The sequence below is a fragment of the Arthrobacter sp. 05L421 genome (assembly GCF_056397785.1).
On record NZ_JBFTOC010000017.1, the window covers coordinates 42431 to 66831 of the forward strand.

Sequence of the window (24401 nt, forward strand, 5' to 3'; positions counted from 1 at the left end):
CTCGTCCTCGAGCGCCTTACCGCTCGCGGCGTCCCTGCCTCGGAGCTCGTCGCCGGTGCACGCTCACCGGGGAAGGTGGACGCCCTGCGCGCGCGGGGCATTCGGACCGTCGCGGCCCCTTCGGGAGACAGGGGCGATGGATGAGGTCGAATGCGCTTTCAGGACGTTATGCACTGGCTTCGGCAGCCAAGCTGAGGAGGTCCACTCCGTGGATGGCATCGGCGGCCCGGACGAGCGCCAGATGCGAGAAGGCCTGGGGAAAATTGCCGGCCATACGCATCTCCTTGGCGGCGTATTCTTCGCTGAGTAGACCGAGCTCATTACCGAACCCCACGAGTTTGTCCATGAGGTTCTTCGCCTCGTACATTCGGCCTGTTCGCGCGTACTGTTCAACAAGCCAAAAAGAACATGCAAGGAAGGGCTGCTCTCCCGGGTCCAGCCCATCCACACCGGTCTCGGTGCGGTATCGCAGCAACAGACCGTCGTCGGTGAGGAGTTCCTTCTCCACCCGCGCAACGGTTCCCAGCATGCGGTCGTCGTCGTAGGGCAGAAACCCAACCTGCGGCATTACGAGCAGCGCCGCGTCCGTCTGCCCTCCCCCGTAAGTCTGCGTGAAGGAATTGAGCGCCGGATCAAACCCTTCGCGCAGAATCTCGGCCCTTAGCCACTCGCGAAGCTGTTTCCAGTGATCGGCAGGTCCGTCCAGGCCATGGTTCCGGACCGCCCGCATTCCGCAGTCGAAGGCAGCCCACATCATCACCCGTGAGTGTGTAAAGAATTGTGGGTCACCCCGCATTTCCCACAGGCCAAAGTCTTTATCCTCCATGTGCTTCTCAACAAAACCGAGGAGGATTTGCTGCAGCGCCCAGGAGAAGTGATCTTCCTTTCCTCCGGCCATGCGGAGTCTTTCAAGGGCGATCATCACCTCACCTACGACGTCGGCTTGAAACTGGGCGACCGCAGCGTTTCCAATGCGCACCGGCCGTGAGTCCTGGTATCCGGGCAGGTGGTCCAGGACGCTCTCCGGTAAGTCCCGTTCTCCGCCGATGCCGTACATGATCTGCAAATCTTCGGGCTCGCCGGCGAGGGCCCGAAGCAGCCAGTTGCGCCATTCAAGGGCTTCGGTCTCATAGCCGTGGGTAAGCATGGACTCCAGCGTCAAGGCAGCGTCGCGCAGCCAGCAGAACCGGTAGTCCCAGTTCCGGGGCCCGCCGAACTCCTCCGGGAGGGACGTCGTTGGCGCGGCAACGATGCCGCCGGTGTCATAATTTGTCAGCGCCCGCAGCACCAACAGGGACCGCTTCACCGCACTCCCGTAAGGACCGTCGGAACGGCAGTGGCCTCCCCACCGGGTCCAGTAATCGATGGCCTCGTCGAGTGCGGCGTCGACGTCGACCGCCGGAGGGACCGGCCGGTGTGAAGGGAACCACGTCAATTCAAAGTCGGCAACCTCCCCCTCCACGACTTCGAATGCACCCGAGTGCCCGTGCGCGTGTGCATCAGGCAGGTGCGGCGCCCGAAACGCAACGGCATCAGGGCCCGCCATGGCCAAAAGCACCATTCCGCCGGGTTCCGCGTCGTCCTGGATTCTTCTGGACCAAGGCACCACCGTGCCGTACCGCGGACGGATGATGAGTTCCTGACACATCTCGACCCGCCCCTCCAGCCCCGTGACCCGGCGCAGAATTGACGACCCCGTGTGCCCCACCGGCATGAAGTCCGTGACCTGGGCCAGGCCGGTGGGCGTTTTCCAGACGGTTTCCAACACAAATGTTGAATCGACATAAAGGCGCTTCAGTACTACTGCTTCGGACTGGTGAGGAGAGAGGAGCCAGCGGCCATGGCTCTCGGTTCCGAGCAAGGAACTGAACAAGGACGGGGAATCGAACCGCGGGAAGCAAAGCCAGTCAATGCTCCCGTTCCGGGAGATCAGGGGCCCGGTCTGGAGATCCGAGAGCAGAGCGTAGTCCTCAATGGGAGCAGCCATGGCCTTACTAAAGCACAACTGTCATGTCTACGTCAGCGGCTCGAGGAAAAATGGCCCCACCGAAAACGCCTCTATGCCGGCAAGGAACCGGCCAGATCGACGAGATCTACCTCGTCCAGTTCAAACCCCGGCAGAATGCCGCTCGCGTTCCCGTTTTACCGTTGCCCTGCAGATATCGGATCAGCTCGCGAATACCGTCACTTCGTCTCGCGGTTGTTCTCAAGGAGGTAGCCTGACGTGGATAGTCACCGCCCCCCGGCCGTACTTCCAGTGCATCTCAATGACGAACGCCGAGAGACCGGACCTTATGTCAGTTGCCTATGTGGATTTTTGAACTGCGCTGTGTCGAATTGGAATACACCCCAACCTGACGCGAGTGTCTGCATGTATGGATGTCCAACTAGGATTCCCAGCCGCTTTTCGGATACACCCCGGGGAAGGTCTTGGATTTGAATCTGACAGGTGCGCGAATGCGCTAACCGCGCCGGTGCGGTTCTTGGCCTTGGCTGGATTCTTGGTCAAGCGGGCCGCGCCGGGTGCATGCTCTCGCTACGTTGCGCTGGAGCACATTTCTCGTCCGGCAAGGCCCTTGCGTTGGCCGCACTGTTTACGATTCATGCGCCCGGGCGTAACTTCGTTCCATGGCCAGTTGAGCAGTGGAGGTGCTGCTGGGATCCAAGCTTAGGTTTTCGTTCGTGCGGCAGACCAAGCCCCCGGGACAGCCAATGGCAGACCGCCGTCGACGGCGACTCCTTTTAACTGCCTTTCGGTTCGCCGGTTCGGTAGCCCTTTACTTTTGGGATTGTCGTGGTCGGAGGCCCCAGGGGAAGCAAGGAGAAGCAGCCCTAGCGATGCCGCCCCGAAACATCATGGATGTTTTTTACTTGGAGGACAGAGCTCGTGAAGGACCTTATTGTCTTTAGGATTGAGAAGGCCGATTTCTACCTGCTCCAGACTTGGCTGACTCATAAACTGCCGAAGGTGCCAGATGTCTGGACACAGCTCGAAACGATCGGCCTCGAGGAATTACCGCAGTATTTGGCCGTCATCCAAGTGGATCATGAACGTCGCACCGTGTGGTGCGTGGCTTCCTACTCCAGCGGCGGTAATTATCCTCCCAACGCACAACAAAAGTTGCACGACTTCTGGGCATCAGCTGACGCGGGCGTTCCGTATCTAGTTAGTTCAGATGAGGTACGCGGGCTGAGGCCGGGCTCAGGCACGTATACATCTGTTGTAGCGTCACTTCGGGACGATCGGGGTAGCGGGGGCATTCGAGTCATCACATAAGTCATGGCGCGAATGTCCTAACGCTATCCCAAGCGATTGATGCTCTATGCCGAATCGTTGATCCTGCGCAGAGTGTGCCATAGACGGATGCCGCAAGCGTATTACGCGCCTAGGTATCAGTGGCCCACCGTCACGCCGGACGGCCAAGTACTCGCCCGCGCGGCCCTTCGCTCCCAACGGCCACCCTCGCTTCCCGTGAGAGCGAATCATGACCACAGAATCTGGCTAGTAGCCCAACGAAGTTTGGACTATTAGCCAGGCAATCGAACCAGGGTCCCCAAACTGAGACTTCCAAGCAGGGTGGGATGTGGCCCGCCGTGGAAGGTTCGCCAGCAGGGTTGGCCCCGTGGCGAGTCCTGCCAGGCGTCCGTCCTGCCGAAGGCCGATGCCCTTCCCGATGGAGAAATCCGCGAGATGCATGCCAATGAGATTATGGGCGGCGCCCTCCCTGTGACCGGGGTCCGGCTTACAGCTGCAAGTAGGTTCCCGAAGCCTTCGCGGGAACAACAGAAAGGCGAGTCTGTCACTAACGGAGTCTGTGAGGCACCCTCTGAGCAGGCGCGGCTGTACTGTACGCTGCGATTGTTCTTGCAGATGAGGATCCCGAGGGTTTTCGTTGCGGTGGTGCTGCCGGAGCATGTCGGCGACGAGGGCGGCACAGAAGCTGAGTTTTCCGGCCATGTTCTGGCTGGGACTGCCGGTTTTGAGCTTGATGACGACGTAGTGGGTTGACCGCGCTCACGGTTCGCGGTATGGCGGGTGGTTGGCATCACTCCCCTGTCAGAGCTAAGCGGGAGAACTGTAGAAAATGATGACAGTTTTCCAAGCTATCAGGGCTCCTGGACCGTGGAGGTTGTGGACGCATTGCGCCGCGCGTTCGATTCTAGAGAACGCATGTACCCGTATATCCCAGCCGGAATCACTCCACCCCAAAAACCTAGGTCCCCGATCTTAACTGCGAGAACTATGGCAATGGCTATAGGCACGAGGGAGTCCAGGACGTTGCGGAAGTATATTCCTAGCCCTATTCCTCCAAAAGCGAGTCCGATTAGGGCGGCGGTGTTTGGATTAGTCGTGCGTTCCACCGGTGGGACCTTGCTCCATATTACTAAACCGAGTCTTAACATGATGATTCCTCTTTGATTATGGCTTTGACTGCCAACCCGAAGTAATTGATACAACTGCCTCGTAAACTGTCGGCACAGGGGCAGGAGTGAGACGGTCAGAAAGAAACCCAGCAAAGGCCGGATCACATCCCGTTGGAATTAATCTCACCGATCCGCGCGTCTAGCGCTCAACCAGGAACGGAACATATTTGGGCAAAAGCTCATATGGCACATTGCTAGAACCTTTCAGAATTCCATTGCGCCTCTGTCTCGTGCCGCGTCCGGCAAGCGCATCGCTTCCCGCTGTGAAAAGTAGGTTCTAGCGTCCAACCTTGGCTGCCTCATGTCGCCGCCAGCTCGGTCACGAGATCTGGATCTCTTGCCACGGCGCGACTCTTTCTCCAGGGCTTGGCGTCTGCGACTGGACGATGCTTGTCGGATGCGCTGCCGGCATGTCCACTTTGAGCGTGAAGTCGGTGCGGGCGATGAGAGATTGAGCCTGTTCCAAGGTCTTCCCGACCAGGCTAGGTGCCGCGGTCCATGCGTGAGCTGTGGCGACGTTCATCATGTCCCGTCGGGCGTCAGTCGCGTTCGCGGACGCGAAATAAAATCCCGCCGCTGCTGAGGCCAAAGAGACAATCGGACCGATTAGCGTCTTTTGCAGGTCGGCATTGCTTGACATGAGTGAAGCGACAGCGATGGTGACGAGTGTGCCGACCAGTAACACTGCAAGAATAGGTCGCGTCAGGGATGTCGTATTTTCGCGAGTACTATGTTGCCTAAACTTAAAGACCACAATTGAACTCAGGCTGATAACTACAAGAATTATGACAAACCACAGTAAGGCGTTGGGAACAGCATCAGGGAAGCCTGATGAAGCATCCGTTGCCTCTCCGTCGCGGGTCACCATCTGTGTAAACGGAATTTCCGCCATGGAAGCGGAACGATACTTTTCCATGAAGATTCTCTTTCAATATTTTTGTGCAGGGTTGCGCTTCGGTTATCAGGTTTCCTGCGGTTTGGTCTTACTAGATCCTCGTAATGGAGGAAGTGACGTGACCTAATCGGCACAGCTGCGCGGAGCAGCCCGCGTTGGCGCTCCGCCAGAGCGCAGGAGGCAGGCCGGAGTGTTCTGCTCGCTATTGCCAGGCAAGGCCATCCTCGGCCCCCGGCCCAAGAATCGGGTCCGGGGCGGAGGATTTCCACTATGGCGACGCCAAATGTGTTTTACGCCGGCCTTCGACCAGCGACGCGGTTCGCATTAAGACTTCGTTAGCTGGCCGAGGACGTCCTTGATCTCTTGGGCGATATCGCTCGCTGCCTTGATGCCGTCGATCAGTGCGTTCCTTAGTTCCCGGTATGTCGGTGTGTCTGCCTGATACACATCGACTCGGGCTGCATAGCGTCCCACTACCTCCGGGAAGTCGTCGCGGAATGTTTCCTGCCCGTACGAGGCACAACTTGGGTCGGGGACCGAGCATCGTGTCGCCGCCGCGAACTCATTTGAGACCCAGATGGCATGACCGCCCTCGTCTACGACGAGGAGGAGCACTTTCCCACGCAGGCCTCCGGTCCAGTTGTCATTTTTGGTATAGACCGAACTCACAGACTGGCCAGAGCGGTATAGGGTGCCGACGGTACTCATGGTCTTGCCGTAACCGACGTTCTCGTTGAGCTTGCTGATGGGAACTACGGCTCCGGGAACGTATGTCGTGTTTGACGCCCAGACTTCCTTCCCGTCTTGGCGGTAGATAACAAGGTTCCGATCGTCCCCCAGGACGAGCCGGGAACCATCGTTTCCCTCCGTGTGCGTGGCCCACACCGGAACGCCGCCAGGGGTGAGCAAAACCAAGTTGCCGTCGGCCTGCATGACGGCACGGTCCGGCCGATGATCCAAAGGCAACTGCCAGGTCCCGGTGTCCCAAACAGGCTGGTTCCCGAATGCGTATAGGACCAGGTTGCCGTCCCCTTGCATGACAAGGGTGTACTTGCCGTTGTTGGATGCAATGGAAGAATTCACCGACAGGGTAACGCCTGAGTTTAGAGATTCCACTCTCTTCACCTTTCTCGAATATGTGGAGCACCATCTTGGTTGCCCCACACATCGAGTTTGTTTCGCCCCTGCAGTTTCGACATCTGCAATTCGACATATCCGATGCGTTCGAAACCTTTAGACGTCCCCGCGGCACAGGCACACGCCGGGTTCTCGCATCCGTAGGTTCGGGCAGTAAGACGGAACCGCTACGCGGTTCGGCCCCCGCACTGGCCTCGAGGCAGCCCCCCGAATGATACGGCAGCTCCGCGCCAGGCTGAGGGCGGGCGTCGGTCCAGCAAAATTCTGGAAAATCGCACCCAGTCTCTTTATCTCCGTTCTCAACGAATGACCTTCACGGTCACAACGAAAAGAAGCCGTCGGCGCCAGCTGGGGCGGAGTTCCAGCACGACAGTACCTGGCCGGCCGCCGGAGCCACCACCGCGTCGTCAAGGGCGGCCGACTGGCTAAATCTTTTGACCTGGCCGAATACGTCAAATGACAGACGTCAAATCGTGGACCTGCGAACAAACTCGACATATCGGGCATCCAGCAGGGAGCCTTACAAATACACCGAAAGAGGATGAAACAATGTCCAGTGTTACTTACAACGGGCTTTATCTTCGTATAGAACTCGACCACGAAGAGACCGTTAAATTCACAGGCGCCCTCACAAGTGGCGACGTAGGAGTGATCACCACCTTCTTGGCCGCCCTCGGCGTCTCCGCCACGGTCGCCCCCATCGTCGCAGCCGCGGTGGCAGTACATCTCGCGTGGGAAATCCCGGCCACCAAAGCCGCCGATAAAGGCGATGGCGTGTTCTTGACCGCGTACGGCTTTCCTCTCAACCCTGCCGCGTTCATCCCAACGACGAGGTATCCGACTCCGCATAACGACACTTGGTTCTCATCGGATGATGCGGTTATCGGCTCCTCCGATGGCGACATCATCGAGACCCACATCGATCACGGCGTCGTTGCCCCCGACGCCGTGACCTTCCGACTGAACAACCAAAGCCCGGAAGGTTGGGACAAGCGAATGATTCTCCGCGACGGGAACGGTGCCGAATACCGGATCGAGGCCAACGCGTACACATCCGCCGAAAACAGCATCTACGTCAACGAAGCCGCCAACGACGCACCCCTCACATTCTGGAAACCAAAAGAATTCGGAATCTGGAGGGAAATCTTCTCCGTCCAAGGCATCCGTAACGTTTCTGGCGGTTCCCGGGTGACATTCAGATGGGTAAAGGACTGAGCGGTACCCCGTCCCAGATGCAACACGACGAGAGCCCGGGTCATCCAACGGCCCGGGACCTCAAAGAATCTTCAATCAGGCATGGGAATGCCAAGACCCTCCCGCCCTTCCCTACACGCAAAGCGGGAGCAACTGACCGAGCATCACCATCCCGCAAAAGGCGCCGACGTCTGAGTCCGCGCACCACTAGCACACTCAGCATCGAAAGGAATCGATCCATGCAACCCGTACCAGCCACCTTTCCCGTCACTCAGGAATTTGGAGGAGGGGCGACGGCAGGCATCGCACCCAACCCGAACCCGAACAGCGGAATCGCCTACCTCGTCCACCTCTACGGCAATTACCAGCCCCTTGGACACGCCGGACGCGACATAGGCTGCCCAATCGGAACCCCCGTACGCGCAATGGCCGCGGGCACGGTGCTTTGGGCAGACTGGGCAACAAAACTCCCGGGTGACAACTCCTGGAGAGGGTGGGCCTCCCGCTGGTTCCTCTACAAAAGGTTCCCCGGCATCTGCACAGTCATCCAGCACCCGTGGGGTATCGGCGTCTACGCGCACCTGTCCAATAACAACATGGCCCCCGCAGGGACCAGGGTTACGGCGGGGCAGACGATCGGGCTGTCCGGCAATACCAAAGCCATCGGTCCCGCCGAATATGTCGGCGCTCACCTTCACGTTGAGGCACTCGTGGACCTTAGTTATTCCAACAGCAACGGCCTCATCTACGGGCGAACCGACCCGGCCAAATTCTAGGACAGTTTCGCCCTCGCACGATGCCACCGCAACAAGCAAGAAAGGATAGGCAAATGACACGGGAAGAAGCCTTCGCGCGCTGCACCGTGGACTCGTACGTAGAGTTCTATGGCGGCCGATGGCTCATCGTGCCGCTCGCCCAAGTGGAGCAGCCACAGTTCTTCGTCTGCTCACCCCAGACATCCAGCGCTGACTAAACCTGGGCCGGACGACAACTCAGCCGGAAGGCGCTTCCCATCGGCAGGCGCCACATGCAAAGGCTTTACGAGGCTCCGCATAGCGGCCTTGCCCGACGCGGCTAGAACTGTCTGAATAACGGTGAATCCATGGTTCGCCTAACACACCGGGCGCTGCCTGGCCGGGAGGACTGATCATTAGCTGAACCATGGATCCCAGTGACGTCTGAAGTGGATCAGCAAGAGTTAGCGCAGCAGCTCCTGGCCCAGCGGGCGGCACGGTGCGCCTGATAGTCCGGGACGGATTCGGCTGGCCCTGTTCGGCTCGTTGGCCGGCCTGTTCGCCGTTGGGCTTCGATGGCCACAGCGACGAGGTGTCCCAGGATCTGGTGATCGCCGAACAGCGATACGTGGTCACAGCGGCGCGAACCGCAGCGGGCGCCTACTGGTGCCCGCTGCGGTTACTAAATTACTATTGTCGGAACGGGGTTGTTCTGACTCTCGGAGTTGGAGACCTTGCGTTGCAGCACAATGGACCGTGCCACTAGAGGTCGTCCAATTATGATCTTTGGTAGGAGCTCTGAGCTCGCTCAGTTATCCACCCAACTTGACCTCGCTCGCAGCGGCTCAGGCCAGATGGTGATTGTGTCCGGCCCGGCCGGAATTGGTAAGACCAATCTTCTGGAGTGGTTAGGTCTGTCTTGGGAGTCCATGGGTGGCGTCACGCTCGTGGGTCGAAGCCCCGCTCTCGTCGGCCACGAGCTGCCCTATCTGCCGTGGGCGCAGTCGCTTGAGTCCCCAAGAGGCGCCTTGAGCTCCGACGCTCTTGAATACTTGCGTCAGGCCGCCGGCTGTCTGAAAAGCGATGTACCAGGAGGTCCTCGCTCTCAGGCTGCTGCGTTCTGGCAGTCCTTGGTTCGGAGCGCGGACGAAGTCCCCTTGCTAATTATCCTGGACGACCTCCAGTGGACTGATGATTCCTCCCTGGGCCTTCTTGCATCGGGCATTGCGGAACTACCCCGAGCGTCCCTATTTTTGGCCTGCGCGTTTCGCGTCGCCCCGGAAATGAACCAATCCCTCCGTCATCTTTGGCCCGAATGGGAGCGTCTGGAACTCTGCCATCATGCCCGTCTTTCAGCCCTTGAAGACGGGGCTGTAGTCCAGTTGCTGACCACAGCAGGTTATGAGGGCAAGATTGAAGAAGCACTTAGGAGGGCGGCTGGCAACCCCTACTACGCCCTCACACTGGCCCGTACCGCGGATGATGCTCGCGTCGCACTTCCTGTCGGCCTGCTTGACTTCCTTTCGTCCCAGTTACTTCTCGCCGGGGACGACGTTCGGGACCTTGCACGCATAGTGGCCCTGGCCGGAGGCAACATAGAGGCGCGGGTATTGGCCCGAGCCTATGGAAGTGACGTGGTATCGTCCGAAAAACAGATAATCAAAGCTGTCGATCAAAGCATTCTGGGCTTTGACGTTTCGACCGACGCTGTAACGCTCGCCCACGATCTGATTGGTGAAGCCGCCACCCATCTATTGGGGCCAGAGGCACGGACAGGCATCCACCGCGCGCTGGCGGTGGCGTACGAGGCAGCGCCCGTGGGGGTGTCTTTCCGCGTACCCAAGATGGCTAGACACTGGAGAGAAGCGGGCGAGGTAGCGCGCGCCTTCGAAGCCTATCTCACAGCAGCCGAGGAAGCGTTCTCCAGCGGCGCGTACAAGGAACAGTGGCACAATCTCGAGCAAGCAATGTTTCTCAGTGAAAAATCGGCTCCGGAATCAGACGAGCGACACAAGTGGAAGCGTCATTTGCCAGTAGCCGCAGAGGCCGCGTACCGCGCCGGGGATGCTGTGATGGCGGCGCGGTTGGCTCAACTGGCGTTGACCTCGACGAAGCTCGAGATCGCTGACGAGTTGGATCTGGCTGAAAGACTGGTCCAGTACCTCCGCTGGGCAGGCGACGGGAAGGCAGCCGTGGAGTGTGCGCGGCTGACGGCCCGGCGGGCTGGCTCCACCGAGGAAATCGGCCCACTCCGAAAAGCCGAAATAATCGCCACTTATGCGGGGGCACTAGTCGGTTCAGGACAAGCAGAAAAAGCCGCGGAAGCTGCCAGCCAAGCCTTATCCCTGTGCATCGACGAGACCGGGGACCGCTCCGCACTGATCCGGGCAAACGCACTCACAACGACTGGGATAGCCCGTGCCCTGACGGGTCGGATAGATGAGGGCGTTGACATACTTGACGAGGCATTGCAGCTGGCACGGGAACATGATGCAGGCGAAAACTTGCTCCGCACCCTGAATAATCACTCTTTCGTGCTTCAAGAAGCAGGGCGCTACGACGCGGCCGCGGGAAATGCATTGGAGGGCTACCTGCTTGCAGAGGAACTTCATTTGGACCTCGGTGTAAACGGCCTATGCCTTAGCAACCTCGTGAGCTGTCTAGAGTGGCTCGGACGCTGGGACGAAGCGATGATGTGGGTAGACAAGGGACTCAAGGACGCTGTTGGGCCTGAGATCAAAGCCGGCCTTCACGGCACCGCCGCGCTCATACTGGCGTACCGCGCCAAGCCAGGCCAGGCTCAGGCCTCGATGGAAACTGCCTTGAAAGAAATTAGGAACTCCATACTCCCCGGGGTCCAATTTCAGCTCACAGCCATGGCCGCCGATGTCGCCTTGGCATCAGGCCAGTACGTGGCCGCGCTCAACACCACCGTTCAGGCCTTTGAATCCCCCTCTGATCACGAGGAACCGCGCGATGTCCTACATATGGCAACACTGGGCCTTCTTGCATCCTCCAGCGCCAGGGCATTTCTTTCCTCCTCGGCCGTTGACAAAAAGGTCAAGTTGTTAGCGGCCGCCGGATTGGAAGCAACTGCGGACGAATCGGGCGTCGTTCAGCAGGCCTGGGCGACAACCTTCAGCGCCGCATTCGCGCTGGTGTCGGGATCACTTCCCACGCTGCACTGGCTGGACGCAGCGCAACGCTGGGAAGACCTTAGCAACCCGTTGTGGGCTATTAGATGCCTTATGGCCGCAGGGAGTAGCGACCTGCACAGGAACCGTCGACGCGCGACCAAGTCGCTGTCACGGGCAAGATCTCAAGCCATCGCTCTGGGGGCCAGCCCTCTCGTCCGGGACATTGAGGCACAGGCTCTATGCAACAACCTGATTTTGGCGGAACAGGAGGCGCCCAGCAAAAAAACTTCGCTTCCGTGGGGGCTTACGGTACGGGAACAGGAGGTGCTGGAGTTACTCATCCACGGCGCCTCTAACCGCATTATTGGCCGCGAACTCCTAATCACTGAGCGTACAGCCGGCGTGCACGTATCGCACATTCTGACGAAGCTCCAGGTTAGGACACGTTCTGAAGCAGCCGCCATGGCATTCAGGACGCGGATGAATGGATTGGCGGAGTAGCCCACCTGCGTACACTTCTCTAACGATGCGTGATGACCCGGATGCCCCGCCTAGTGTCATCATCTTCCAGCTCCGCTAAAGCGACGGTGTGATTTCCCGAATCAACTGCGGGCCAGCGCTCGTCGGCTATGAGGCTCGAACCACCTGCGCCGACGGGCGCCCAAAATTTGGACAACAACGCCTGAATTTCGTCGGATGAAAGCCCCATTTTTTCATGGGACAGCAGATACCATTTGGTTTCACGTTTAGGATCATGACCAACTTGGATAACGGCTAGATACTGCGGCAATTTGTCTTCCTTGAGGCCGATCTTCTCGAGCTCGTCCCAGATGTGTGGAGCTCTCTGTGCTAGCCAAGTCTGCAGTGAGGAGAAATCATCGTTCTCAATCCTGTAGATGATCAAGTCGTTCGACGACCAAGCCATGAGTTCAGCCTCCTAAACCGAAAATCCGCTAGGCTCTGCCCGTTTTCCGCTATTGGCTCGACAGAGCCGTAAGTACCAAAGACCTAGGTAGGAACGAACTGTCTAGGTCAAAGTTTGGGCAAGTCAATGGGCGCTGTTCACTTTGCGCTTTCTAGACCGAAGTTATGTGATCCTGAGTCTTTTGGTGCCGTGGGCATCACCCGTCGCGAACGAATGGGGCACCTCGATGGCCAATATGTTAGCCACCTCGGTGTTTGATTTCAAGAAAGAAGGTGGATGGCCTGGTTGCGCGCGGTATGGGGCGGAAGACCGCTCCATCCATGATGCCGTGCAGATGGAAGCAGCCGGGTGCATGGTCAACGAGCGGTACAACGGTCTCTCCACTGAGAACGGAAGGGCTGCCGTCGGTCAACTGAGGCCTGGGCAGTGCGAACGGCCGGAACCCAATAGTGGTGCCAGTACAGCTTGTGAATGATCCGCCCGTCCGTGGGTGTCGTAAACACAAGCTCCTTGCCGGGCCTGGTGGCCACCAGGGGAATCAGGAGCTCCACCAGGGCAGGGTTCAGACCGATCGTCCGCTTGCCGGCACCCGTCTTGGTCGCCCAATGTAGAACTGGTTCTGCCCGTCCCGCTTCCACACCTTGTTAATCCTGGCTGTGGGCGGCTTAGAGAGCAGGTCGACGTCGGCCACGGTAAGGGCCGTGGCCTCCCCAAACCGAGTACCCGTCATGACCAGAAAGTTGGTAAATGCGTTGTAGCGCTCCCCATCCCCTCCATGATGAGGCTGAACTCGGCGTGGGTCAGGAACATCGCCTCATCCTCAGCCTTTTCAATACCGGGAAGCTGCACGCCGCGGCACGGGTTGCGGGGAATGTAGCCGAGCATCTCCGCCGTATTCATAGCGGCCGAGATCAGGCCGTGGACGTTATGAATGGTCTTCGGCGCCCTGCCCTTGGCCATCATCGACTTCACCCAATGGGCGATCACGCGATAATCAAGCTTGTCCACGGGGACGTGACCGATGACGTTCCGGATATGCAGTTCGAGCATCGTCTGGTAGGTCTTGGTGGTTCCGCTTGAGGGACGTGTCAGCAGGTCTATGTGTTCCTGGATGACTTCGGCCACCGTGGGCGTCCGCTTCTCATTCGACAGGATGGCGTGCTGGGCAATCTCAAAGGATTGTCCGTTGGCGTCCAGGAGCCTCTTCAGGGTCTCAGCTTCGACGAGAGTGGCAACTGTGAGGCCCTGCTGCTCACGGCTCTTCGGGTCGCGCCACAGCACCATGTAGGACGATGTGCCGTCCTTTTTGGCGCGTTTTCTAACGCTTGCCACAGAAAAAACGGTACGCCGCTGTCAACACTTTGGGCGGTTTTGTCAACACCCAAAGAGGAAACAGGCCTCTGACCTGCGAAAACACTGTGCCCGAGGTGGGACTCGAACTGCATTCCCTCCCCCGCAAACACTGGACTCCCCCGGAAACATGCGGAATACGGGCCGATCCGGCCCACATACGACGGAGTCCGACGCCCAAAGTGTGTACTTTGTACACACCCCCAAATTTGCCAGGTCAAGGCATGCAGCCATCAGCCGCATCTACGTCGCAGAGGTGAGGCTCTTCTGATTCATATATCAGATGCCTTACGGAATGGAGTTTCGGTCAGCCGCAGCGCCAGGCGCCCTCCGCCACGGGAGACAGAACATCCGTTATCGGCTCCTGATTTTGCGCGGAGGAGAGTCTTGACATGATCGGGTACTGGGACACCGCTGGAGGCATATTCGCATGAGGACGTCCGCCGGCCGCCTAGGAAGCGGGGGCCGGAAGATTCAGTCGTCTGGCCCCAATTCGTCCACCGAACATGTCACCTTGCAGCGAGCGGTTCGGAGTGATTGATGGACATACCTGCCAGTGCGGGTGCGGCTGTTGCTGCGGCCAGGCCCAGGGCGCAGGCTGCGGCCCAGAACTGGCGCTTCGTGGTCTTCTTTATGATGATTCCTCCTCAGGCACGGGCGGATTACCGCCCGCTGAGCGGTTCGGAGTGGTTGGACTACAGGCCCGCCAGGGCGGCGCGGCGGTCGTGGCGGCCCTGGCCCACGGCAGCAGCTGCCCAGAACAGGTGTTTCGTAGTCTTCATGACGGTTCCTTCTTTGGTTCGGGCGGCTTACCATCGGCTTAAGGGTACGGAATGGTTTGCGCCCAAGCCTGCCAAGGGACGAAAACCATGTCTAGTGCTGCCAGGGCAGCCCAAAGGATGTCATTGGTGGTCTTCATGGTGAATTCCTTTTTTGGATTTGTCTGTGACCGGTTAGCGAGGTGGCTCTTACCGGCTGATCTTGATGCCTGCCAGGGGCGAACACTGCCAGTTGTGGCCGCCGCGCCCGACTCCGGTGAGGACGAACAGGGCTACCGGCCAACGAGCGGCTCTGAATGGTTTAGCCTCTCGCCGGCGAGGACCGGAGCTGCAGTGACGACAGCAGTGCCCAGTGCTGCCAGGGCAGCCCAAAGGATGTACTTGATGGGCTTCACGGTGGTGCCTCGATTGGTGCGTTTAGCGGTTGGTGAGCGGATCAGAAGGGTTTAGCCTCGAGCCGGCAAGGTCCAGCGAGGCTTCGGCCGCGGCCATGCCAAGTGCCGCGGCCGTGAGTCGGTTCCTAAGAACATGTCTGCAGGTCCTGTCCGGTCAACTCTGCGGTCCATCCTGCTAAAACTCAGAATACGGACGGGTGCCATTTGTCCCAATAAGCAGTTATACGTAGGTCTGGACTGGCAACTGAAGCCGCGCCGCTGGAAAGCATTTTCTTATGTCGCTCGGGCGCGTCCAGATCTAGAATGCAGGCGTGGCCCGTAATGAGGAGCAGTACAGGACGTGGCTGGAGTTCCTGGGAGAAACCTTCCAGCAACCGCTAGGGGTGTCCTCGCGGCACGAGGAGCAACTCCTGGATCTCCTTCGTCAATCGTTCAACGGTGCATGCTCAACGCGAAACCGTGTGAGCCCGCCATGGGAGAACCACATCCTCGGCTGCTGGCCCCGGAATTACATCCCCAATGAACCACCTGGGGGCAACTATGACTTTAGACAACAACCGCTGCTGCGTTGGTATGCGTTTTCCGGAGACACGGGACCTCAGTCCTTCGGGCGAGTTCCTGATGCTGTCGCCAGCAGCAGCCAAAAACGCGCTTGGGAGGAATTGGCCCGGCCCTTTGGCGTGGTCCACCACTTGTCCATACCGCTGGACATAGGCGGCGGCGACCACAACGCCTACCTTATCCACCGACCTGACCGTGACTTCACCGACCAAGAACTTGCTTTGGCCAGTCTGTTGCAACCAATTCTGACCGGGGTTGCCCTCCACTTTGGGATTGCCCAGTCGAACAGTGGGGCGATCCTCGACGGCTCCGCGCACGATTTGACGGCTCGAGAAATGACGATCCTGACCCTCCTGAGCCAGGGGCTAACCGCAGAGGGTCTGGCCAGACGGCTCAGTATCTCGCCGCGCACCGTTGGAAAGCACCTCGAGCACATATACCGAAAGCTGGATGTGTCCGACCGCCTGATGGCAGTGCAAACGGCACGCGAACTGGGCCTATTGACATCGACTTCTGGCAGTTTCAAGCTCGATCACCCGCACACGACAGGTCCGGGCTGGGGCAGAATCCCGGCTGGATCAGTTGGGCGATTCCCGTCCGAGGTTCTTGACCTATAGTTCGTGAGATTCACAAGCGGCGGCGCTGGCCCTCCGTAGAAACGAGTCATGACCAAAGGCACCGGCACCTCTCTGGGCGGCCGCATCATCCACACCCGGAAACCCAAACCCAAGGAGAGGAATCCCTCTCCGTGCCCGACCTGCGGCGCCGGCAAGGGCCAGCCCTGCTTCCGGGTCGTCTCCGGCAACGTCAAGGAACTGCGCCGGCTGCACCACACCCCTGCTCCGGCGAAGAAGCCGAGCACCAGGTCCGAGCACGCCCGCCAGGCATACAAGGACGCACAGGACCTGGGCCCCATCATTCCCTTCCACCCGACCCGGCTGCGGGGGGCGAGAGGAATCCCGGTCGCCGCGAATCTCTATACAGGCGAATAGTGGCGTATCCAGATTCTTGGATACGCCACTATGGCGATTGGCGGCGCTTCAGTCGTGAGGGGTTTTCGCAGTCGGTGCATTCCTTGCGCCGGCCGACTGTGCTTTCGGCGATGAGCACGAGACCGTCGGGGTCGATGTCCCATTTGGTGGCGACGACGATGCACCAGGCCGGGTGGTAGAGCTTGCCGGTGTGCCGGCGTAGACCGGTCACCGCGACTCGCCGCCGCCAGGTCATGCGACGCAGGGTGTTGCCGTGCGCATGAGTGCCTCCTCGATGTGGTGGATCCCCATAGCCTACGGCGCCCAGCGTCGTCGAAACAGGCTCCTCCCGGCCGCAGCAACAAAGAACGCCGGGCTTCCTCGGCGGGGCACCGCTGAAGGTTCAGCTGACACCTGCCTGCAGGAATCCTGTACGCAGGTCAACACTTGAGAGACGCATTTCAACGGCACCCGGAACGGCGGCCGTGACGGACGCTCATGGGAAATCCCTCATGGCCAAGCAGAGCAAGCCTTCGAGCCCAAAAGCCATCGCCAAGCCGAAAGCCACGCCAGTGAGGGTGAAGTGGCTGGATGAACCGCAGCACCATGACTATCCGGCCACTGCCTCCTACCTTTCCCTGCTCGCCGGCCCCACGCCCGTCGTTAGGGCCGTCAAGGCACTCCAGGAAGCGGCAACCGTGACGTTCATGGCCAAGGATCTCCTGCGTGCAGCCGGTCTGCCGCTGCTGGCCGCCGATGACGCGGAGGTCGCCAAGGAACTCGACCGGGTCAGGCCCTGCGCGATCACACCGGCTGCGGGACGATCCGAATGTACGGCTTGGGCTCCTTCCAATTGCCAAAGATCTCCTTCGCCTCGGTGTTGGGGACGGAGCCGGCGATGATGACGTCCTCGCCTTGCTTCCAGTTGACCGGCGTCGCCACCCGGTGCTTCGCAGTGAGCTGAAGCGAGTCAACGACGCGAAGAACTTCGTCAAAGTTGCGTCCGGTCGTCATGGGGTAGATGAGGATCAGCTTTATCTTCTTGTCCGGCCCAATGACGAACACGTTGCGGACGGTCTGGTTGTCCACGGGTGTGCGGCTCTTGGCGTCTCCGGACGTGGAAGCCGGGAGCATGCCGTAAAGCTTCGCCACGGTGTAATCCTCGTCGCCGATCACAGGGTAATTGGGACGAGCCCCCTGCGTTTCTTCGATATCGGCGCCCCACCGCTGGTGATCAGCTGTCGAGTCCACGGACAAGCCGACGATCTTGACTCCCCGCCGGTCGAACTCGGGCTTGATTTTCGCCATGTAACCAAGCTCGGTCGTGCAGACCGGGGTGAAGTCCTTCGGGTGCGAGAACAGCACTCCCCATGAGTCTCCGAGCCAGTCATGGAACTGAATGTCGCCAGCGGTGGTCTTGGCGGAGAAATCGGGTGCGGTCTCACCGAGTTGCAGTCCCATCATGTCCTCCTGGTCGTTGCGATGTGGTGACGGAGCCAATTGACTCGCCGTCACTTCTGACGGTAGGGCGACCCTGTTCCCCGACCGTTCCCCCGAGCTACGATGAGGGCATGCAGACGTGCGCCATCGTCATGCTGGGCGCATTCGGCGTCGTGGTTGACAGCCAAACTGTTCCAGCGGACGCGTGGAAACGGACCAAGGCGGCCGGGCTCGTAAAGATCCTCGCCCTCGCGGAAGGACACCGGCTGCATAGGGACGTCGTCGCCGATCTGCTCTGGCCCGATCTCAGCCCGCAAGCTGCTGCTTCGAACCTACGCAAGGCAATACATTTCGCGCGCGCCGCCCTCGGATCGTCTGGCGCCGTGCAGGCGCGCGGCGACCTGCTGGTGCTGCTGCCTGACGCCGAGGTCTCCATTGACGCAGAGCGGTTCGAAAAGGACGGGCGCACCGCGCTCGCCTCATCGGCAGGCGCGGCCGAGGCGCTCTCCCTGTATCGGGGCGACCTGCTTCCCGATGATCGGTTCGCCGCATGGGCCGAGGACCCCCGAGATCGGCTGCGAACGCTGTACCTGCGTCTGCTCAAGGCCGCAGCTCGGTGGGACGACGTGGTCAAGGCCGAGCCGACGGACGAGGACGCCCATCGCGCGATCATGGTTCCCGCGCTCGAAGGGGACGATCGCCAGGGGGGGCGATCCACCAGTTCGAGCGACTCTGTCGGCTATTGCGGGCCGACTTGGGCGTCGGCCCAGGGGCGGCCACGGTCGCGGTCTACGAGAAGGCCATCGCTGGGGACAGCCGGCGTGCGGAGAATCGAACGCGGGCCACGTTGGCGCGGGCACTCATCGCCCTCAACAGCGGTGACCTCACCGAAGCCACGTCATACGCCCAGCGTGCACGCGAGTTGGCCGTGGAAGCCAACCTGGGCCGCGAGATCGGCGAGGCCAGCGCAGTGCTGGCGATCGCGGCGAACATGCAAGGGCGCTGGCCCGAGGTGTTCGAGGCCGAGTTCGTGGAGTTGACACGACGTGACTCTGCGCGGTCCGGCTACATTCTCGACGCACAGTTGTGCCTCGCTGAGTTCTGCCTTTGCGGGCCCGACGGGCATCGGAACTTTGCGCGGCGAGTAGCGCATCTGCGCACGATCGCCGAGCAAGCGGGCTCGGTGCGTGGCCAGGCCATCGCCGACCTGCTGCTGGGCGAGGCGGCGCTGTTCTCCGGTGAGCTCGGCGACGCACGCAGTCTGCTCCAGTCCGCGCTTGAGCTGCACCGGCGGGCAGGGGCTCGGGCCGGCCAGATCGTGGCACTGCAACGACTTGCTGAGGTTGATCTCGCGCAGGACCGGCCCGAGGAGGCCGCTCGGGCAGCCAGTCGCGCCTTGGCCGCCGCCGCAACCACGTGGCTTGAGCCGCACCTCGTCGTCCGCCTATACGGGGTGCTCGCTGAGGCAGCCAGATCTCCGGCGCAGGCAGTCCGCATCATCGAGCGGGCCGACGCCGCTCTTGCCGGCAGGAGCGTTTGTCCGCCGTGCTCGATGGGTTACCAAGTCGCCGCAGCGACGAGTTATGCACTCGCCGGGAAGCTGAATGCCGCCCGCCGCCGACTCGCCAACGCCGAACAGCTCGCTGGCATGTGGCCTGGCGGGCCATGGCGCGCCGCCCTTTGGGAAGCACGAGCTGTCCTGCGCCGTGCAGAGGGTCACGAGGATCAAGCCATTGCCCTGTTCCGCGAGGCGGCCACTAGTTTTGCCGAGCTCGGCAGGCGCCATGACGAGCAACGCTGCTTAGCCCGAGCAGTTCAAAGATCGCTAACGAGCGGAAAGGCTCGTGCGGGCTAGTCCTCATTCCGTGGAGCGTTTGCAGCTATCAGGCAAGGCCTTCGTCTTCAGCAGGTAGTTCGGGAGGCGGTGCCGGGCGTCCGGCGGCGAATCTCGAGGATCTTCGCCATCCACTACACATGTCGGTTCGGCGGGCCGCTGTTCGCCGGTACGACTGGGATCACCGAGGGGCACCCTGAAACGCGCCGGTCGCCAGGTGCGCGATGGTGTCGCGTTTGAGGCCGGGCTGGTGGTCGGAGCTGAAGTCCTCGAGCGATTTGCGGGCAGGGAAGCCGGCCGCCCGGGCGCAGGCTTCGGCTCCGGAGGCTTTCCGCACGCGAGTGCCGGCATCTGCCGCGATGGGCTCAACGACGTCAGGCCAGGAGTTTCCGCCGCACCACGAGCGTGCAGCAGGCAACCCTGTCAGTAGCTGCGCACAGTGAAGGCCATCGAGGATACCGGCGAAGTCGTGGTGTCACCGGAGCCCAGCACGGCGAGATGCAACGCCCCGGAAATGTCTTCCAAGGCCTCTTCAAAAAGCGCACCTAAAGGGAGAGCCGCCGTCCGGGATCCTGACAGCGCGACCCACCACCCAGCCGATGCCCGGCGCCGGAACCTACAGTTGGGCCAGGAACCTGGCCGGATGGCCCCGTTCGGGTCGTCCTTCCGGATTCCGCAACGTTGCCATATTGTGCCTTTGGCCCAGGAAGATCGTGTGCGACGATGCGTTCATGAGCGAACACACCGAACCCGGCCCGGGCGCCGTCAGGGCCGGGTGGGCACAACGGGCCGGACATCAGGGGCCCCGCGAGGACCTGACCACACACCAGATGCGGACCATCGGGCAACGGCGTGCGGACGCTGAAGAGAAGCTCGCACGCCGTCTCAAGGAGGCCCGCCGCCCGGCCGGAGTACATTCCCCGGCAGTTGAAAGATCCACTGACGACTAGCCGGCCGCATCAGCCCAATACTTTCCTCACCGGACCTGGGCCGGCGCGGCGGGCAGGCGACATCAAGCCCGGCCTGAACCAGCGGCAGCGCTTTCAGGGGAACCTGGTGGGCGGAAACCGTCGTCCACCTGCCGCCGCTCGGAACCTCCCGGGGCCGCTGGTGCGGCAAACGCCGCAGTTGTAGCATCAGGAATTGGGAGACATCCCGGCCCTAAAAACATTAGGAAAGGCGGGCAGAATCATGAGCACGCTTCTCTGGATTGTCATTGCCGTCGCCGTCATCTTTCTCATCATCGGAGGAACAGTCAAAGCAGTCAGCTTTTTGCTCTGGGTTGCCCCGATCCTGCTGATCGTCGCCGTCATCATGCTCCTGATGAACCGTTCCCGCGGACGGCGCGGGGTCTGACCCACACGATTCGGACTGCCGCTGCTGATCTGACCGGGCTCCGGCCGCGACATCGGACCGGGAAGAGACTCTGTTGGCCCCCAGTAAATACCTCTGGCTGGCCGCACCGCGCCGACACCGCGGATCAGACCGCAAATCAGCTAGGAGATCGCCATGGACAACATATTCCGCCGTACTGGCATCGACGTGCCCGAGCCCGTCCGGACGCGGCACACCGGGGTCTGGGCGTTGAGTTCCTCCCCGACGCCACCGGCACTCTTGAAATGGCAAACCACGCCGGCTCGCTGACGGCAGAAGAGCTGCACAAAGCCTATTGGTCCTTCAATCACGTTTTGCCTCCGTGGCGACTACTAAGCACTGGATCGATGCGGTGGCCCACGGCAGCCCGCTGCCGAAACCGGATATCTTCGCCAGCACCAAGCCGCACGCAACGCGCACACTAGTTCCGCCTCCGCGAGCAGCATGACAAAGTGATCCCTTTCAATGACGTGGTGCCCCGCTGAAGCACCAGGAGGCAGCTCTGCCCGTAAGCCGAGCCCTGAACGGACGATTTAGCGGGCGGGTCAGAGGGGCCAGAAAGGCGAGGAAGGCCAGCGTCAGGCGGTTTGCTCACTTCCAGACGCATCGGGCCTGCCCGGAGCCGGCATTCGGACACTCGTGGCCCCCACCGGGCGCCGGGGGTTTCTTCTTGGCCAAACGTCCGCTCTGCGACCGAGCCGAGGCCTTCGCATGAGCCATGTTCGGTGTCACGGCTCGCAACGCTTGTGCAGGAATCGATTGACAAACCCCTCCTCCACACAAATACTTAGGTTTGTGCCTAAGTATTACGAAGAGCTCGACTCCGTGCTCCGCGCTCTCGCGGATCCCACGCGCCGAGCCGTCGTGGAGCGATTGGCGAAGTCCCCAGCGGTCGTGTCCGAACTCGCGGCACCGTTCGGGATGGCGTTGCCGTCGCTCATGCAGCACTTGCGCGTCCTCGAGAACGCGGGAGTGGTCACGTCGGAGAAGCTCGGACGCGTCCGCACCGTGAGCCTGCGCCCAGGCGCCCTGGACGTTTTGCACCTGTGGCTCGGCGAGCAGCGAACACCCGCAGAACACCAAGCCGACCGGCTCGGCATCCACCTCACCCTCACAAACCCGAAGGAAATCTGATATGACCCGCGTTCGCATGGACCTGTTCACCTCACTGGACGGATATACGCCAGCCGACCCGACGCCCAACAATCCGATGGGCAGCGATTGGGGGCGCCTCACGGAGACGTACGCCGCGACCCGAACGTTCCGCGAGAAAGTGTTCGGCGAGACCAGCGGCGCTGGAACGACCGGCGTCGATGATCGACACGCCGTCGCGTCCTTCGAGGGCGTCGGCTCCGAGATCATGGGAGCGGGCATGTTCGGACTCCACGCATTTCCAGACGACCCGGACTGGAAAGGCTGGTGGGGTAACAGGCCGCCGTTCGGGACCCCGGTCTACGTCCTCACCCACACCGCACCGCGTCCGTCGATCCCGATGGAGGGCGGAACTACGTTCCACTTCCGCAGCACCACAATTGAGGACGTGCTCGCCGAGGCGGCCGAGGCCGCCGGTGACCTGGACATCCGAGTGGGCGGCGGCTACGGCACCGCGCGTGACTTCCTGCGCGCCGGCCTGGTTGACGACTTGCACCTCACAGTGGCCCCGATCTTCCTCGGCGCGGGCAACCGGCTGTGGGATGACCTGGCCGCCTTCGAGCTGACCCACCAAGTAACGACGGAAGTGGCCGAAAGCGGCACGATCCACCTCACCCTGACGCGATAGGAACGTACTCATGACGATCGAACGACGACTCGCCCGCTCCGGTTTTACCCTGACCCGCGACTACCCGGCATCTGTCGAGCGCGTTTGGGGCGCGTTCGCTGACGAGAAGCAGAAGCTGGGCTGGTGGGGCGGCGGCAACAGCATGGAGGCCCGCGACTGGGCCTTCGACTTCCGCGTCGGCGGACGGGACGTCGCTGAGGGCAAATTTCACAACGGTCCAGTCTCTCGGTACGAGGCCACATACACCGACATCGTCGAGCACGACCGCATCGTCACGACGTACGACATGTGGCTCGACGGGATCCACACGTCGACGTCGGTGGCGTCGCTGGAGTTCGACCCGATCGAGGAGGGCACCCGGTTCACCCACGTCGAGCACGGTGTCTTCTTCGACCAGTTCTGGGCTGACAGCGACGTCCGTGAGAAGGGCACCCGTGGCCTGCTCGAGGCTCTGGGCAACTACCTCGCGTTGGGCACCTAGCGCACCTGTCAGCGACTGCTCGCGCGCTCAAACACCGGAAGCCGGTTCAGTCTCCGCCATGAAGCCGCCGCACACGTCAGAGAAAAATCACCCGCCCCCAGCGGCAACCAAACCCTGGGCAGACCCTCTGGAGAAACTATGTTTGAAACAGTCGTGCGAGACGGGGTCGTCCTGAAGCCTCTCGAAACATGGCACGCCGGCGAGTTTGCCGAACATATGAGCAGGGCAAGAGACCATATCGGGCCGTGGGTCGAACCGACCTTTGTCACCGACACCGTCGACGGTGCACGCGCTACCCTTCAGCGTTACGCCACAGCCACCGCGAATGATGGAGCGCGCATCTATGGCCTCTGGGACGAAGGCCAGATCGTTGGAGGCGTAATGTTTGTCACGTTTGACCCCGTCTGGGGCATCTGCGAGGTCGGCTGCTGGCTCGAACCCGACGCTGTCGGAGGCGGCCTCATCACCCGGTCAGCCGAACTGCTCATGGAGTGGGCCTTCGTAGAGCGGGCGATGTCTCGCGTTGAATGGCGGTGCCGCACCGACAACGACCGCAGTGTTGCTGTCGCGCAGCGCCTGGGTATCCGTTCGGACGGCGTTCTTCGCAGTAGCTGGGTTTACGACGGGAATCGTTACGACAAGGAGGTATTTTCAATACTTTGTGCCGAATGGCTGAGCACACGACCCCCTATCCCTCAATGACAGACGCCGCCCTACGACGGCCTCTCCGCCCTGAACGCCCGTTGGATCCGAGGCTGGGCGCTCTCCCGGGGCTTGGCCTACAACGCGATCGAGCCTGCGGGAAGGGCGTGGCTCGCGCGTGCCGACTCCGAGGTGCGCACTCGCGAGTACGTGATTGTCCGGCCCGACGCCGACGAGCTGAGCCGGCTGGTGGGCGAGGCAGTACGCCATGCCGGGCTTGCGATAGATGCCTCATGCCCTATACCTGTCTGCCACCCGATTAAGTCTGGCGCACGCAGGCGGTTAGT

Annotated in this window: 21 protein-coding genes and 1 pseudogene; 14 read left to right on the top strand and 8 right to left on the bottom strand. The window is 61.0% G+C overall.

The genetic code is table 11. From position 1 onward, the window contains the following. Nucleotides 1–166: 166 nt before the first annotated feature. From AC1DKQ_RS17335 to AC1DKQ_RS17345, 3 genes are all read right to left on the bottom strand, one after another. Nucleotides 167–1987, bottom strand: a complete 1821-nt coding sequence (locus AC1DKQ_RS17335; protein ID WP_476919668.1) for a glycoside hydrolase family 15 protein — start codon at nt 1985–1987, stop codon at nt 167–169. Nucleotides 1988–4744: 2757 nt separating this feature from the next. Continuing rightward, complete coding sequence (locus AC1DKQ_RS17340; protein ID WP_476919669.1) at nt 4745–5341, bottom strand: PASTA domain-containing protein; 597 nt, start codon at nt 5339–5341, stop codon at nt 4745–4747. Between the two features lie 303 nt (nt 5342–5644). Then, entirely contained in the window at nt 5645–6436 is a 792-nt protein-coding gene (locus tag AC1DKQ_RS17345) for a hypothetical protein (protein WP_476919670.1), read from the bottom strand. A gap of 570 nt (nt 6437–7006) precedes the next feature. Here AC1DKQ_RS17345 and AC1DKQ_RS17350 point away from each other — a divergent pair. The 5 genes and pseudogenes from AC1DKQ_RS17350 to AC1DKQ_RS17370 all read left to right on the top strand — a co-directional run bounded on the left by AC1DKQ_RS17350 (nt 7007) and on the right by AC1DKQ_RS17370 (nt 12023). Next, nucleotides 7007–7672, top strand: coding sequence for a hypothetical protein (locus AC1DKQ_RS17350; protein ID WP_476919671.1), 666 nt, complete (start codon nt 7007–7009; stop codon nt 7670–7672). 218 nt (nt 7673–7890) lie between these two features. Continuing rightward, the gene (locus AC1DKQ_RS17355; protein WP_476919672.1) at nt 7891–8427 is read left to right on the top strand and encodes a peptidoglycan DD-metalloendopeptidase family protein; all 537 of its coding nucleotides are present in this window, start codon (nt 7891–7893) and stop codon (nt 8425–8427) included. Between the two features lie 53 nt (nt 8428–8480). Continuing rightward, the gene (locus tag AC1DKQ_RS17360) at nt 8481–8624 is read left to right on the top strand and encodes a hypothetical protein (RefSeq protein ID WP_476919673.1); all 144 of its coding nucleotides are present in this window, start codon (nt 8481–8483) and stop codon (nt 8622–8624) included. A 540-nt stretch (nt 8625–9164) separates the two neighbouring features. Further along, nucleotides 9165–9623: pseudogene (locus tag AC1DKQ_RS17365) on the top strand (ATP-binding protein); the annotation flags it as partial. A 45-nt stretch (nt 9624–9668) separates the two neighbouring features. Then, nucleotides 9669–12023, top strand: coding sequence for a helix-turn-helix transcriptional regulator (locus tag AC1DKQ_RS17370; protein ID WP_476919696.1), 2355 nt, complete (start codon nt 9669–9671; stop codon nt 12021–12023). A 19-nt stretch (nt 12024–12042) separates the two neighbouring features. Here AC1DKQ_RS17370 and AC1DKQ_RS17375 read toward each other — a convergent pair whose 3' ends face one another. The 3 genes from AC1DKQ_RS17375 to AC1DKQ_RS17385 form a co-directional block, all read right to left on the bottom strand. Continuing rightward, a complete protein-coding gene (locus tag AC1DKQ_RS17375; protein WP_476919674.1) occupies nt 12043–12447 on the bottom strand; it encodes a hypothetical protein in 405 nt (134 codons plus the stop codon). A gap of 726 nt (nt 12448–13173) precedes the next feature. Beyond that, nucleotides 13174–13779, bottom strand: a complete 606-nt coding sequence (locus AC1DKQ_RS17380) for a hypothetical protein (protein WP_476919675.1) — start codon at nt 13777–13779, stop codon at nt 13174–13176. A gap of 1069 nt (nt 13780–14848) precedes the next feature. Beyond that, entirely contained in the window at nt 14849–14971 is a 123-nt protein-coding gene (locus AC1DKQ_RS17385) for a hypothetical protein (RefSeq protein ID WP_476919676.1), read from the bottom strand. Between the two features lie 311 nt (nt 14972–15282). Between AC1DKQ_RS17385 and AC1DKQ_RS17390 the strand changes: the two genes are divergently transcribed. Beyond that, entirely contained in the window at nt 15283–16149 is an 867-nt protein-coding gene (locus AC1DKQ_RS17390) for a helix-turn-helix transcriptional regulator (protein WP_476919677.1), read from the top strand. A gap of 48 nt (nt 16150–16197) precedes the next feature. Further along, nucleotides 16198–16524, top strand: coding sequence for a hypothetical protein (locus AC1DKQ_RS17395; RefSeq protein WP_476919678.1), 327 nt, complete (start codon nt 16198–16200; stop codon nt 16522–16524). Nucleotides 16525–16552: 28 nt separating this feature from the next. On the opposite strand, the gene AC1DKQ_RS17400 is transcribed toward AC1DKQ_RS17395, so the two are convergent. Further along, nucleotides 16553–16735, bottom strand: coding sequence for a hypothetical protein (locus AC1DKQ_RS17400; protein WP_476919679.1), 183 nt, complete (start codon nt 16733–16735; stop codon nt 16553–16555). A gap of 572 nt (nt 16736–17307) precedes the next feature. Beyond that, nucleotides 17308–17967 (bottom strand): peroxiredoxin, encoded by a 660-nt coding sequence (locus AC1DKQ_RS17405; RefSeq protein ID WP_476919680.1) that lies wholly within the window; start codon nt 17965–17967, stop codon nt 17308–17310. 718 nt (nt 17968–18685) lie between these two features. On the opposite strand from AC1DKQ_RS17405, the gene AC1DKQ_RS17410 reads away from it, so the two are divergent. The 7 genes from AC1DKQ_RS17410 to AC1DKQ_RS17440 all read left to right on the top strand — a co-directional run bounded on the left by AC1DKQ_RS17410 (nt 18686) and on the right by AC1DKQ_RS17440 (nt 24114). Then, a complete protein-coding gene (locus AC1DKQ_RS17410) occupies nt 18686–19798 on the top strand; it encodes a hypothetical protein (RefSeq protein WP_476919681.1) in 1113 nt (370 codons plus the stop codon). Between the two features lie 710 nt (nt 19799–20508). Next, on the top strand, nt 20509–20727 hold the full coding sequence (locus tag AC1DKQ_RS17415; protein WP_476919682.1) for a hypothetical protein: 219 nt from the start codon (nt 20509–20511) through the stop codon (nt 20725–20727). Nucleotides 20728–20968: 241 nt separating this feature from the next. Further along, nucleotides 20969–21133 carry a hypothetical protein gene (locus AC1DKQ_RS17420; protein WP_476919683.1) on the top strand — a complete coding sequence of 55 codons (165 nt, stop codon included), beginning with the start codon at nt 20969–20971 and terminating at the stop codon, nt 21131–21133. Between the two features lie 813 nt (nt 21134–21946). Beyond that, entirely contained in the window at nt 21947–22285 is a 339-nt protein-coding gene (locus tag AC1DKQ_RS17425) for an ArsR/SmtB family transcription factor (RefSeq protein ID WP_476919684.1), read from the top strand. 1 nt (nt 22286) lies between these two features. Continuing rightward, nucleotides 22287–22931 carry a dihydrofolate reductase family protein gene (locus AC1DKQ_RS17430; RefSeq protein ID WP_476919685.1) on the top strand — a complete coding sequence of 215 codons (645 nt, stop codon included), beginning with the start codon at nt 22287–22289 and terminating at the stop codon, nt 22929–22931. 10 nt (nt 22932–22941) lie between these two features. Beyond that, entirely contained in the window at nt 22942–23412 is a 471-nt protein-coding gene (locus AC1DKQ_RS17435) for an SRPBCC domain-containing protein (protein WP_476919686.1), read from the top strand. A gap of 138 nt (nt 23413–23550) precedes the next feature. Next, nucleotides 23551–24114: a GNAT family N-acetyltransferase gene (locus AC1DKQ_RS17440; RefSeq protein ID WP_476919687.1), complete on the top strand. Its 564-nt coding sequence runs from the start codon at nt 23551–23553 to the stop codon at nt 24112–24114. Nucleotides 24115–24401 lie beyond the last annotated feature (287 nt).